Origin of the sequence: Mucilaginibacter phyllosphaerae, from assembly GCF_004378255.1 — a bacterium.
Classification (GTDB): Bacteria; Bacteroidota; Bacteroidia; order Sphingobacteriales; family Sphingobacteriaceae; genus Mucilaginibacter; species Mucilaginibacter phyllosphaerae.
Genome location: NZ_SNQG01000003.1, coordinates 211,908 through 226,214, shown reverse-complemented (window position 1 = coordinate 226,214; position 14,307 = coordinate 211,908). Strand labels below are relative to the sequence as shown.

The 14,307-nt window shown below is 45.6% G+C and carries 9 protein-coding genes; 6 read left to right on the top strand and 3 right to left on the bottom strand.

The genetic code is table 11. From position 1 onward, the window contains the following. Positions 1–191: 191 nt before the first annotated feature. Positions 192–2,522, top strand: coding sequence for a glycoside hydrolase family 3 protein (locus tag E2R65_RS09185; protein WP_134336198.1), 2,331 nt, complete (start codon positions 192–194; stop codon positions 2,520–2,522). A gap of 96 nt (positions 2,523–2,618) precedes the next feature. After that, positions 2,619–5,018, top strand: coding sequence for an alpha-L-rhamnosidase-related protein (locus tag E2R65_RS09180; RefSeq protein ID WP_134336197.1), 2,400 nt, complete (start codon positions 2,619–2,621; stop codon positions 5,016–5,018). Here the strand turns inward: E2R65_RS09180 and dapF are convergent, their stop codons facing one another. After that, positions 5,019–5,804, bottom strand: a complete 786-nt coding sequence (dapF, locus tag E2R65_RS09175; RefSeq protein WP_134336196.1) for a diaminopimelate epimerase — start codon at positions 5,802–5,804, stop codon at positions 5,019–5,021. Positions 5,805–5,987: 183 nt separating this feature from the next. Between dapF and E2R65_RS09170 the strand changes: the two genes are divergently transcribed. Next, complete coding sequence (locus E2R65_RS09170) at positions 5,988–7,520, top strand: Do family serine endopeptidase (protein ID WP_183500380.1); 1,533 nt, start codon at positions 5,988–5,990, stop codon at positions 7,518–7,520. 101 nt (positions 7,521–7,621) lie between these two features. Here the strand turns inward: E2R65_RS09170 and dtd are convergent, their stop codons facing one another. Together dtd and rsgA are read right to left on the bottom strand one after the other, a co-directional pair. Further along, a complete protein-coding gene (dtd, locus tag E2R65_RS09165; protein ID WP_134336194.1) occupies positions 7,622–8,074 on the bottom strand; it encodes a D-aminoacyl-tRNA deacylase in 453 nt (150 codons plus the stop codon). A gap of 94 nt (positions 8,075–8,168) precedes the next feature. Continuing rightward, positions 8,169–9,086 carry a ribosome small subunit-dependent GTPase A gene (gene rsgA, locus E2R65_RS09160; protein WP_134336193.1) on the bottom strand — a complete coding sequence of 306 codons (918 nt, stop codon included), beginning with the start codon at positions 9,084–9,086 and terminating at the stop codon, positions 8,169–8,171. 300 nt (positions 9,087–9,386) lie between these two features. Here rsgA and thrA point away from each other — a divergent pair, with 300 nt between their 5' ends. The 3 genes from thrA to thrC all read left to right on the top strand — a co-directional run bounded on the left by thrA (position 9,387) and on the right by thrC (position 14,299). Next, the gene (thrA, locus tag E2R65_RS09155) at positions 9,387–11,837 is read left to right on the top strand and encodes a bifunctional aspartate kinase/homoserine dehydrogenase I (RefSeq protein WP_134336192.1); all 2,451 of its coding nucleotides are present in this window, start codon (positions 9,387–9,389) and stop codon (positions 11,835–11,837) included. A gap of 39 nt (positions 11,838–11,876) precedes the next feature. Beyond that, the gene (locus tag E2R65_RS09150) at positions 11,877–12,869 is read left to right on the top strand and encodes a homoserine kinase (RefSeq protein WP_134336191.1); all 993 of its coding nucleotides are present in this window, start codon (positions 11,877–11,879) and stop codon (positions 12,867–12,869) included. 119 nt (positions 12,870–12,988) lie between these two features. Further along, positions 12,989–14,299, top strand: a complete 1,311-nt coding sequence (gene thrC, locus E2R65_RS09145; protein WP_134336190.1) for a threonine synthase — start codon at positions 12,989–12,991, stop codon at positions 14,297–14,299. Positions 14,300–14,307: the final 8 nt, after the last annotated feature.

Below are 14,307 nucleotides of genomic sequence, written 5' to 3'. Positions count from 1 at the left end.
AATATACGCAGCAAATAAGCGCGCAGGTTTTTTTTGTGCAAAAAAATGTAAATGCTTAAAAGCTTGTTAATTAAAATATTATTATTTACAATTGTGTAAGTATGACACAATAAGGTTAAAGTGTCATCAACAACCAAATATAGCATAACGCTGCCTGGCTTTATGTAAACCGCTTTAAGCTGAAACTGTTTATGAAAAAAAATTATCTTTTGCTGTTGGCATTGCTGCCTGCATTTGCATCCGCCCAAACCAAATGGACCGAAACCAAAAATGGTGATATTACCTTGATAACTAACCAGAGCGGCCAAAGGCTGGGTTATGCTGCCACATCCGGTGTAAAGATCCTTACGGTTGACGGCCTTGCTTTTAAAGACCTGAATAAGAACGGCAAACTGGATAAATACGAAGACTGGAGGCTGCCTGTTGATATCCGCGCTAAAGATCTTGCCGCTAAATTAAGCGTGGCACAAATTGCCGGGTTAATGTTATACAGCCGGCATCAAATGATCCCAACCATTCCGGTTGGGCCCTTTGCGGGCACCTATGGTGGAAAACCCTTTGCAGAAAGCGGCGCTAATCCATATGACCTGTCTGACCAGCAAAAACAGTTTTTAGGAACCGATAATGTACGCCACGTGCTCATCACATCTGTGCAGAGCCCTGAGGTTGCTGCCAAATGGAACAATAACGTACAGGCCTTTGCAGAAGGTACCGGTTTAGGGATCCCGGCTAATAACAGTTCAGACCCGCGGCACGGCACATTGGCCACTGCTGAATTTAATGCAGGGGCCGGTGGCACCATCTCTATGTGGCCGGGCTCATTAGGCATGGCTGCAACATTTGATCCTGCCGAAACCCAAAAGTTCGGGCATATTGCTGCGCAGGAATATAGGGCGCTGGGCATAGCTACGGCCTTGTCGCCCCAGGTTGACCTGGCTACCGACCCGCGCTGGAACCGCGTAAGCGGCACTTTTGGCGAAGATCCGAAGCTGGCGGCAGATATGGCAAGGGCTTATATAGATGGATTTCAAACATCTGCCGGCACCCAGGAGATCAGCGGCGGCTGGGGTTACAACAGTGTTAACGCAATGGTAAAACACTGGCCGGGAGGCGGCGCGGGCGAAGGTGGCCGCGATGCGCACTATGGCTTCGGCAAATATGCGGTTTATCCTGGCAATAATTTTAACGAAGCATTGATACCTTTTACACAAGGCGCATTTAAACTTAATGGTAAAACCGGCATGGCCGCAGCTGTAATGCCTTATTATACCATCAGCTTTAACCAGGACACCAAAAACCACGAGAATGTGGCCAACAATTACAATAAATACATTATTACCGATCTGTTGCGCAATAAATACCACTACGATGGCGTGGTTTGTACCGACTGGCTGGTAACCGGTGATGAAACAGTGATCAATAGCTTCCTATCCGGTAAATCATGGGGGATGGAGAAAGCAACCGTTGCACAGCGCCACTACAAAATACTAATGGCCGGGGTAGACCAGTTTGGCGGCAACAACGATGCCGCACCCGTATTAGAAGCCTACCAAATGGGCATCAAAGAACATGGCGAGGCTTTTATGCGAGCCAGGTTCGAGCAATCTGCCGTACGTTTGCTACGGGGCATTTTCCGTACGGGGTTGTTTGAAAACCCATATCTGAATATAGAAAATACTAAACAAACAGTAGGTAATGCCGATTTTATGAAAGCTGGCTACGAGGCACAATTAAAATCTATTGTAATGCTGAAGAACAAGGCTAACATTTTGCCGCTGCAAACAGGCAAAACCGTTTATGTACCCAAAAAGTTCACGCCGGCGGGCAAAAATTTCCTGGGCATGCCTTATCCCGAAAAGCTGGAATATCCGGTAAATATGGAAACGGTTAAAAAATATTTTAAAGTGACCGATAATCCCGAAGAGGCTGATTATGCCTTGGTATTTATTGCCAGTCCAATAGGCCACGGCGGCTATGATGAGGCCGATGCTAAAAGCGGCGGCAACGGCTATTTGCCGGTATCGTTGCAATATGGTAAATATATGGCAGGAACAGCCCGCGAAACCAGTATAGCCGGCGGCGACCCGCTGGAAAAATTTACAAACCGCAGCTACAAAGGCAAAGCCGAAACATCAACCAATGTATCCGACCTGGCAATGGTAAATGATACTTACGCTAAAATGAAGGGCAAGCCCGTTATTGTATCGGTAAACCTAAGCAACCCAATGGTATTTGCCGAATTTGAAAAAAATGCCAATGCCATCATAGCCGATTTTGGTGTACAGGGGCAGGCCAGTCTGGATATTTTGACGGGCAAGGCACAACCATCGGCACTGTTACCTTTACAGATGCCTTTAGACATGAAGGTTGTTGAAGGACAGTATGAAGATGTGCCGCATGACATGAAATGTTATACCGATTCGGAAGGCCATGTATATGATTTTGCTTACGGCTTGAATTGGAAAGGTGTTATCAAAGATGCCCGCACCGCTAAGTATGGTAAGCCTGCTTCAAGGCCTTAGTGGCTATAAACCAAGTTGGAAGCTTATCGCTTGGGCAAATTTTGAATTTGTCAAAGCTAACCCTAACTTTAAGGCACCTCCGGTAACCCGCCTGTTATGAAAACTTTTGTTAAGCTTATACTTCTTTTACTATGCTTTATTGATCCTAAAGAGGGTTCAGCGCAAAATATTAATCCAAATCTGTTAAGTAAACAGTGGAAGGCGCAATGGATCTCGGTACCTAATGAATTGAATAAAGCTTACGGAGTTTATTATTTTAGGAAGAATGTTGACCTGCCCACTAAGCCTGCCAAATTTGTGATCCATGTTTCGGCAGACAACCGCTATAAGCTGTATGTGAATGAAAGGTTGGTGAGCATGGGGCCGGCCCGTGGCGATACTTATTACTGGAATTATGAAACGATTGATATCGCCCAATATTTAACGGCAGGCAAAAATACGATTGCTGCGCTGGTTTGGAATGAAGGCGATGTAAGGCCCGAAGCACAAATATCTGAACGGACAGGTTTTATCTTACAGGGCGATACCCCGGATGAAGAAGTGCTGAACACCAACAATACCTGGAAAGGCACGCGTGACCCGGCTTATCAACCCTTAACCGGCGTAGGTTATTCCACTTATTACGTGGCAGGCCCCGGAGAGATGCTGGACATGCATAAAATGATAAAAAACTGGGCCGCCGTTAGCTTTAACGACAGCGAATGGCAGCAGGCGCAAAAGATAGATAACGGCAACCCCAAAGGTATTGCCAATGCCTTTGGCTGGATGCTGGTACCCTCATCCATTCCGCAAATGGAGTTAAAGTTACAGCGCCTTGCATCGGTACGTAAAACGGCAGGTTTTGATGCACCGCAGGGATTCCCGGCAGCGAAAGATGCAGTCATTATTCCGGCAAATACAAAGGCCTCTATGCTGCTGGATCAATCTTTTCTAACAAACGCCTATTTTACTCTAAACATAAGCGGAGGTGATAAGGCAGGTATTTCGTTAACCTACTGCGAATCGCCGATGGTCAATGTGGGCAACACCTACCAGATCGTTAAACCAAACCGTAACAACGTGGAAGGATACAAATTTGTGGGGCGTAAGGATAGCATCACGGCAGATGGATCTGCCAACCAAACTTTTACTACGCTTACTTTCAGAACCTTCCGGTATATCCTGGTAAACATCACCACCAAAAACGAGCCGTTAACCATTAATGATATTTACGGCACATTTACCGGCTATCCATTTAAAATGAACGCCAAACTGCAAACCGGAAGCCCCGAAGATGAGCAGATATTGGATATTGGCTGGCGCACCGCCCGCCTTTGCGCCGTTGAAACTTACTTTGATTGCCCTTATTACGAACAACTGCAATATGTTGGCGATGGCCGCATACAGGCCATGGTATCTTATTACAATGCCGGTGATGACCGCCTTGCCCGCAACGCCATTAACCTGATAGACCATTCGCGTGTGGCCGAAGGGCTTACGTTGAGCAGGCACCCATCTTATAGTCCGCAGATCATTTCTACCTTCTCTTTATGGTACATTGCCATGCTGCATGATTATTGGATGTACCGAACCGATGCCGCATTTGTAAAGGATAAGCTGGAAGGTGTAAGGCAGGTACTATCATTCTTTGCCAAATACCAGCAGGCAGATGGCTCGCTTAAAAATGTGCCTTATTGGAACTTTGTGGACTGGATAAACAAAAACTCGAAAGATAAAAAAGGTTGGGATTTTGGCCAGCCGCCAAAAGACGGCAACGGCAACTCTGCCATATTAGACATGCAGCTGCTTTGGACCTACAGACAAGCCGCCGAAATGGAAGCCAGGCTGGGCATGCCAGCTTACGCGCAGCAATACAGCGCCCGTGCAGCACAGTTAAAGCAAACCATTCAGCATAAGTATTGGGTAGCAGGTAAAGGGTTATATGCCGATACAAAACATAAAGACACCTATTCGCAGCATGCTAACGCATTGGCTATTTTAAGCGGTACAGTAAGCGGGCCTGCAGCAAATACACTGGCAAAAAAGCTGGAAAGCGACACCTGCCTGGTACAGGCCACCATTTACTTTAAGTATTATGTACACCAGGCTATGGTAAAAGGCGGCTTGGGTAATAATTATACGGCCTGGCTGGATGTATGGCGCAATAACATCAAAAACGGATTGACCACCTGGGCAGAGATCTCTGATCTGGAGCACAACCGGTCAGACTGCCACGCCTGGGGTGCCAGCCCTAATATTGAATTTTTTCGTACTGTTTTAGGTGTCGACAGTGATGCGCCCGGCTTTAGTAAAATAAAAATAGCGCCACATTTAGGCAAAATGGAAAAGGCATCAGGCGAAATGCCGCATCCTAACGGAACCATTGCTGTTAGCTATACCAAAACCGGCACTAAATGGGATATCATTATCAGCCTGCCTGTTAAAACAGATGGTGTGTTTGTGTGGATGGGTAAAAGCTATTATTTAAAGGGTGGTAAAAATGTACTGCGGATCTGATCAAAGATTGATTACGCCTTCAAATACCAGTTCTGCAGGGCCTTCTAAAAATATATTACTAAACGTTTCTCCATCATAATCGAAACGGATACTTAGGTCTCCGCCTAAAACTTTTATAGGTGTAGTTAACGTGCCCGTTTGGTGGTTGTGTTTAGCCATAGCCAGCGCAACAGCTGTAACACCCGTGCCGCAGGCATAGGTTTCATTCTCTACGCCGCGTTCAAAAGTGCGCACAAAGTAACCTTTATCCATTTTCTCAACAAAATTTATGTTGATACCATCCTGTTTGTATGTCGGATTATTGCGGATAGCGTAACCCTCGTTATATACATCCTTAACCTCAAGGTTAGCGGTTAATTTCACGTAATGCGGTGAGCCTGTGTTCAAAATATAGGCCTCGCCGTCTTTATTAATATCAGCTACATCTATCATTTGCAGGCTAACCCAATTGCCCGCTTCTGAAATTTTGGCATGATGCACTCCGTCTGTTGCCAGAAATTTTGTCGTGTCTGCAATAACACCCAGATGCCTGGCAAAAGCTACGATGCAGCGGCCACCATTACCGCACATGCTGCCTTCGTTGCCGTCGGCATTGTAATAAACCATTTTAAAGTCGAAGCCTGGCTCGTTTTCCAGTAGCATCAGGCCGTCGCCTCCAATACCGAAACGTCTGTCGCAAAACCCTGCAACAATCTCTTTATCAATGCCTTTAACTTCATTTTCACGATTATCTATTAAAACAAAATCGTTACCGGCACCCTGGTATTTATAAAATTTTATTTGCACAATGGTTTCTTATCTGGTTCGTTAAATAAGCTGAACGTAACAGCACGTAACAAATATAGGCTGATGTTCATCTTAATTTAACAAATTTTAACAAAAATAGACATAACTTATTATTGATTATATCGTCTATATGGTATTAAATTTGAAACCCAAGAGTAAATAACAAACGAATTGATTAAGAATATGAAAAAATTTGGTTTAACATTATTAACCGCCTTTGTAGGTGGGGCCATGGCGTTAGGCGTATATAAACTTGCCGAAAACAAGTATGCCGACAATATGAGCATTGAAGATAAACAAAAGGTTTATTTTGCAAGCAACAAAGGTACAGGTAACGTGGTATCATCTGCCGGCTCGGTAGATTTTACACAGGCGGCTGCAGAGGTAACGCCGGCAGTAGTTTACATCCGCACCACTTATTCTGATAAAAGCAGCGGTCAGCAGGATCAGCTGGAACAGATGTTCGGGCAAATGTTTGGCCAGCGTATGCGCCCGCAAGGGCCGCAGATGGCCTCAGGATCTGGTGTGATCATCTCGCCCGACGGTTACATTGTAACCAATAACCACGTGGTTGCTAAGGCAGAAAAAATACAAATTGTTACCAACGACCACCGCCAGTTTGAGGCCAAAGTTATTGGTACCGACCCAAATACCGACCTTGCCCTGATTAAAATTGATGCTACCAACCTGCCAATTGTAAAATTGGGCAACTCTGATGCCGTGCGCGTAGGCGAATGGGTATTAGCTGTAGGTAACCCTTTTAAACTTAATTCTACCGTTACGGCAGGTATTGTAAGTGCAAAAGGCCGTAACATAGGTATTATTGGCCGCGGAGACGAGGATGATGATAATCCATTCCCGGTGAGGCAGCAGGAAAACCCTACTTTGAAAAAAGGCATTGAATCTTTCATTCAAACCGATGCGGCTATTAACCCGGGTAACAGCGGCGGTGCATTAGTGAATACTGCCGGTGAACTGATTGGTATTAACGCGGCTATTGCATCGCATACCGGCTCTTACGAAGGCTATGGTTTTGCCATCCCTATTAACCTGGCAAAAAAGGTATTAAATGACATTAAAAAGTTTGGGGCGGTTAAACGCGGTTATATTGGCGTTAGCTTTGCCGACCTGAGCGACCCTGATGCAGCCAAAGGCGTAAACAGCGATAAAACCAACGGCTTATATGTTAACAGCCTGGTAACAGGCGGCGGTGCAGAACAAGCAGGTATTAAAACCGGCGATATCATCACCAAAGTTGAAGGTAATCCGGTTTACGAATCATCCGACCTGCAGGAGCGCGTAGCACGTTTACAGCCCGGCGATAAGATTAACCTGACTGTTTTACGTAACGGCAGCGAAAAGAACTTTGCGGTAACCCTTAAAGCAGACGCACCGGCCCCACGTACTGCAGCAGTTTCAAAATCAGCGGCAGAATTGTTTAATAAAATGGGTGCAAGCTTCCAACCATTGAACCAGGCTCAAAAAGCTAAGTTCCATGTAAACTCTGGTGTATTGGTAACTCAGGTTCGCCCGGGCGGGATTTTTGACGACACCGAAATCCCGGTAGGTTCAGTAATTACGTCTATCAATAAGCAGCCTATTAACAGCGTTGCCGATATGGATAAAGTAATTACCAGCCTAAGAAACGGCCGGCTGATCATCACCGGTTATTATCCTGATGGCGGCAGTTTCAGCAATGTTTTTGAAGTTCAATAATCATAAAGAAGAATAGAATAAAAAAATGCCCGGTCAGCAATTGACCGGGCATTTTTTTTGCCTCACACCACCGGTTTCTAAAAAGGGTTTAAGTACAGTTCTTACTCCTTAACTTTAGTATCTATCGTAATGGTAACCGGGCCATCGTTCACTAAACTCACTTTCATATCTGCACCAAAAATGCCGGTGGCTATTTTTTTGCCGGTAATGGTTGCCAGCATTTTGATCATTTGTTCGTACATAGGTATAGCCTTATCAGGCCTTGCAGCGCGAATGAAGGATGGGCGATTACCTTTTTTAGTTTGCGCAAAAAGCGTGAACTGAGAGATAAGCAGGATCTCGCCGTTAATGTCGGCAAGCCCTTTATTCATCAATCCGTTCTCGTCACCAAAAACACGCAGGCCGGTTATTTTTTGGGCAAGCCATTGCAGGTCCTCGTCGGTATCGGCATCTTCAATACCTAACAAAATCATAAAGCCCGGGCCTATTTGCCCGGTTATTTCGCCATCAACTTTGCATGATGCTTCTGAAACACGTTGTATTACTGCCCGCATATTTAATAGATTCAGGAAGTCAGGACGCAAGAGTCAAGACTTCTTATTGTAGTTATTTCTTTCCTGTTTATTGATTCTTAATATCCTGTCTCCTTTAAGCCCTGGTATCGTTCCCATTATAAATACTCAAATAACTATCATACCGGGATGGCGAGATCTCACCCTGTTCAAGGGCTTGCAATACGGCGCAGCCGGGTTCATTAATATGGCGACAGTTATTAAACCGGCATCGATTCATACGTTCGCGCATTTCGGGGAAAAAGTGACTGAGTATTTCTTTCTCAATATCTATCACACCCAGTTCGCGGATGCCGGGGGTATCAATAATGTATCCGCCTTGGGGCAGTTCAAACATTTCGGCAAAAGTGGTGGTATGCATGCCTTTGTCGCTCCATTCAGATACCATGTGTGTGCGCAGGTCAAGGTCGGGCAATAACCGGTTGATCAGGCTGGATTTACCTACGCCCGAGTGGCCCGAAAACAGGGTTACCTTGTCTTTAAGCAATTGCTGCACCTCATCAATGTTAGTTCCTGCTAACGCAGATACCGAATAGCAGGGATAGCCTATGCTTTCATATATCGCCTGATATTCGGCCAGTATTTCAAGGCCCTCATCGCTAAACAGATCCAGCTTATTAAATATTAAACAGGCAGGGATATCATAAGCCTCGGCAGTAACTAAAAAACGGTCTATAAACCCCAGAGAGGTACGTGGCGATGCCAGGGTAACCACCAGCAAGGCCCTATCCAGATTGGCGGCAATGATCTGCGCCTGCCTGGAAAGATTAATAGCCTTACGGATAATATAGTTTTTACGCTGGTGTAAATTAGTGATCACTCCCGTTCCCTGCTCCGGTTCCATCTCAAAATCAACCACATCGCCAACGGCCAATGGGTTGGTGGTGGTGATACCCTTGATCCGGAATTTACCTTTTATCCGGCAGTCTATCGTGTCTTCTCCACACCTTACCTGGTACCAGCTCCCGGTTGATTTTGTAATGAGTCCCTGCATAAGTGCGCAATTTAGGAAAGATTAAAGGCTTTGAAAAAATAAAACCATTTTACATTTGGTATTTAAAATTAATTCTACTTACTTTACCGGCATTATATATGACAATTAACAACACCACAATTATTACTATTATTACCACCGGCAAATATTTCGGAGGAAAGTAATCGTATGGTGTAAAAACATAAACAAACCAAACAGAAGCCTTCCTCCAAAAGAGGAAGGCTTTTTTTTGGCCTCACCTTATCCTCTCTAAGCGAGAGCATTTAGGTGGGTTTAAGAAGTTATTAACAGATACAAAAAATGAAAGTATTAAAATTCGGAGGTACGTCGGTTGGTTCGGTAGGCAGCATCAAAACCCTGTTGGATATTCTAAAAGACGAGGATAAACCGGGCAGCCGCCCCGTGGTGGTACTATCTGCCATGGGCGGGGTAACTAATTTGCTTATTGCCATGGCAGAGGGTGCAGCCGAAGGGAGTGAGTTTACCGCAGCATTAGCCGAACTGGAAAAACGCCATTTTGATGTTGTAAAAGCACTGCTTGATGTGCAAAACCAAAACCCTGCCTTTACCCGCCTAAAAATTCATTTTAACCAACTGGAAGAATTGCTGCAGGGGGTACTTACCCTGCGTGAACTTACCCCCAAAACCCGCGACCAGATCCTGAGTTTTGGTGAGCGTTGTTCGGCCTTAATGGTGAGCAAAATAGCCGCCCAGCATTTTAAAGATGTGCTTTTTGTTGATGCATCAGATTTGATCAAAACTGATAACGCCTTTGGCAACGCAAAAGTAAACAGCGAACTGACAGATGTGCTGCTGAAATCATTTTACCAACAAAACAACGATAAACTGCTGATCGTTACCGGTTTTATTGCGGGTAATGATGCCGGGCAGATAACCACCTTAGGCCGCGGCGGCAGCGATTACACGGCTGCTATATTAGGCGCTGCACTTAATGCTGCAGAGATACAGATCTGGACGGATGTGAATGGCATGATGACGGCAGACCCGCGCATGGTGCAAAAAGCCTTCCCGCTGGAAGAGCTGACTTATACCGAAGCAATGGAATTATCTTACTTCGGCGCAAAGGTAATTTACCCGCCAACCATGATCCCGGCGTTTCTTAAAAAGATCCCGATAGTGATCAAAAACACCTTTGAGCCGGCATTTGCCGGTACGGTTATCCGCCATGATTGTAAAGTTTCTACTTTGCCTATCAAGGGTATCTCATCTATCAACAACATCAGCATCCTTAATTTACAAGGAAGCGGCATGGTAGGTAAATCGGGTTTTAGCGGCAGGCTGTTCTCGCTGCTGGCGCGCGAGCAGATCAATATCATCCTCATCACCCAATCGTCATCAGAGCATAGCATCACCTTTGCCGTGCAGCCGCACGATGTAGACAAGGCCCAGCAACTGATAGAACAGGAATTTGAACTGGAACTATTGGCCAACAAACTGGAGCCGCTGGTTATAGAGCGCAATCAGGCTATATTAGCCATCGTAGGCGAAAACATGAAACAAACCCCCGGCATGAGCGGTAAATTATTCCACGCGCTGGGCCGTAACGGTGTCAATGTAAGAGCAATTGCGCAAGGTTCGTCGGAGTATAATATCTCGGTGATTATTTCGGCGCATGATCTTGCTAAGGCCTTAAACGCCGTGCACGATGCTTTCTTTATCGAACTAACCAAAACGCTGCATGCATTTTGTTTGGGAACAGGCAATATTGGTAAAACACTTTTTAACCAGCTAAATGCCCATAAAGACTTTCTACAGAAAAATAACGGCATCCAGGTTAAAATTGCAGGCATCAGCAACACCCGTAAAATGGTGTTCAACAGCGATGGCTTATCGTTAGATACCTGGCAAAACGATTTGCAGGCCTCTGACCATGAAGCCGACCTGGCCGGATTTATCGCCAAAATGAAAGAGATGAACCTGCCCAACTGTGTGTTTATTGATAATACGGCAAGCCCTAAACCAATAGCTTTTTACGAAGATGTTTTTAAATCTAATATATCTGTAGTAACCTGTAATAAAATAGGTAACTCGGCTTCCTTCGCCCAATACAAAACATTCAGAGATACCGCCCGTCGCCACGGGGTTGATTTTTTTTACGAAACCAACGTAGGCGCAGGCCTGCCCATTATCCGTACCTTAAAAGACCTGATGAGCAGCGGCGACCGCATCCAGCGGATAGAGGCTATCCTTTCTGGCACAATATCCTTTATCTTTAACCACTTTAAGGGTGATGCCAATTTCCATGATGTGGTAAAAGAAGCGCAGGAAAAAGGGTACACCGAGCCCGATCCGCGCGATGATCTGAGCGGTAAGGATTTTATGCGTAAGATATTGATCCTGGCCCGTGATGCCGGCCACGAAATGGAAGAAGCCGATGTACAGATAGAAAGCGTATTGCCTAAAGCCTGCTTAGAAGCCCAAACGGTAGAAGATTTTTACGCCACCCTGAAAGCCGAAGACGCATTTTTTACCAACCTGAAACAACAGGCCGAAAACGATAAGAAAGTGCTGCGTTACATTGGCAAGCTGGAAAACGGCAAAGCATCTATCACCCTGCAAATGGTTGATGAAAGCCACCCATTTTATATGCTGAGTGGTAGTGATAATATTATATCCTTTACTACCGACAGGTATAAAGAGCGCCCGCTGGTGGTTAAAGGCCCCGGTGCAGGTGCCGAAGTAACTGCCGCCGGTGTGTTTGCCGATCTGATAAATGTAGGTGCTAATTAAACCCCCTAACCCCCTGAAGGGGGAACAGAATTTAATATAATGGAAAATATAAAAGAAATAAAGAAACCAAGCCCTTCAAAAGCCCCCCCTTCAGGGGGCGGGGGGGGAATCCACGTTTTTGCACCGGCAACTGTTGCTAATGTGGTTTGCGGGTTTGATGTGCTGGGCTTCGCTGTGAACGAACCCGGCGATGAGGTAATTATGCGCATGGCTAATAAGCCCGGCATCACCATTAGTAAAATTACAGGTGATGATGGCAGGCTGCCGCTTAACCCGGCAAAAAACACCGTAAGTGTAAGCGTAGAACACTACCTGAGAAGTATTGATCGCCTTGATGTGGGCGTGGATATAGAGCTGCATAAAAAAATGCCGATAGGCAGCGGTTTGGGTTCCAGCTCGGCCAGTACGGTGGCAGGGTTGTTTGCCATAAAAACTTTACTGGGTGATGAAAGCGACCCATCTGCCCTGCTACCCTTTGCCATGAAGGGCGAAGAAATGGCATGCGGCCATGGCCATGCAGATAACGTTGCCCCTGCTTTATTGGGTGGCTTTGTTTTGATTCGCAGTTATGAGCCCTTGGATGTGGTGCGTTTACCGCATCCGGCAGGTTTATGGTGTGCCATTGTGTTCCCGGATGTGGATGTACCAACAAGAGAAGCCCGCCAGATCATCCGTAAAAACATCCAGATGAAGGATGCGGTGACCCAATGGGGGAATATAGCAGGGCTGGTAAGCGGCCTGTTCATGCAGGATATTGACCTGATTGGCCGCAGCATGAAGGATGTATTGGTAGAGCCCGTACGCAGCATGCTCATTCCCGATTTTTACATGATGCGCCAAATGGCGATGGATCTGGGTGCGGTGAGTTTCGGTATCTCCGGCTCGGGGCCTTCGGTATTTGCCTTTACCCGCGATGAGGAAACCGCCAAGCGCATCACCCAAAAACTACAACAACATTTAACCAATATTAAAATAGGCTCTAACGGTTATGTATCAACCATCAATGATGCAGGGCCAAGGGTTTTGGGATAAAAAAGTGTCTGAATCAAAATTTACAGAATTACAGGATTTGCAGAATATCCTAATTCTAATCAGGTTCAAGACATCAAATTCAGTTAATTTTAAAATTCAGTTAATTCTGATTCGGACAAATGAAATTTTACAGCACAAACAATAAAGATTTAAGAGTAGGTTTTAAAGAGGCGGTTTTTAACAGCATGCCGCAAGACAAGGGTTTGTATATGCCGGTTGAGATCCCTCGGCTTGATGATAAATTTCTGAACAATCTGGACCAATATACCCTGCCGGAGATTGCCTACCATGTAGCGCAAAACCTGCTGGGCGACGATATCCCGGCAGATGACCTGAAAACGATCATTCATGATGCAATAAACTTTTATGCACCCGCGGTTAAACTCGAAGAGAACATTTACGTGCTGGAGCTTTTTCATGGCCCATCCCTGGCGTTTAAAGATTTTGGCGCACGCTTTATGAGCCGTGTAATGAGCTATTTTTTAAAAGAAGGCGAAAAACAACTGGATGTGCTGGTTGCCACATCCGGCGATACCGGCGGTGCCGTGGCTCTTGGCTTTTTAGGCGTACCCAATACGCGGGTAACCATTCTTTATCCAAAAGGCAAGGTAAGCCAGATACAGGAACAGCAGTTAACCACTAACGGCCAAAACATCCGCGCATTAGAAATTGACGGCACGTTTGATGATTGCCAGGCGCTGGTTAAACAAGCTTTTACAGATAACGAACTTAACCAGAAATTCCGCCTCACTTCGGCAAACTCTATCAATATAGCCAGGCTTATTCCGCAAACGTTCTATTACTTTAATGCTTACGCACAGCTGCTTAGGCAAGGTATCAACAAAGTAATATTCGCTGTACCAAGCGGTAACTTTGGTAACATAGGCGCCGGTTTACTGGCCTGGAAGATGGGTTTGCCAGTTGAGCAATTCATCGCAGCAACTAACGCTAATGATACTGTGCCCGCCTTCCTGAAAACAGGCGTGTACGAGCCGAAGCCATCTGTAGCAACCTTATCTAACGCAATGGACGTAGGCAACCCAAGCAACTGGGTGCGCATAGCCAACCTGTTTGACGAACAACCCGGGGCCCTTACAAAGCTGATCGTTGGCTATACCTATAATGACGAAGAAACCCTGCAGGCCATAGATGCCATAGATAAAGCATATAGCTATGTGGCCTGCCCGCATACCGCTATAGCCTGGAAAGCGTTAAAGGAGTATCAGCAGGCAAATCATACGGAGGATGTAGCGGGCGTATTTTTATCAACCGCGCATCCCTGTAAGTTCCCGGATGTTTTTACACCGGAAATAGCCGATAAAATTGATATCCCGGCTCAAGTGAAAGCTTTAGAGAAAAAAGAACATCACGCCACAAGTTTAGGCACCGGCTTTGAAGAATTTAAAGGATATTTGCTTAATAATGCATAGCACTATCA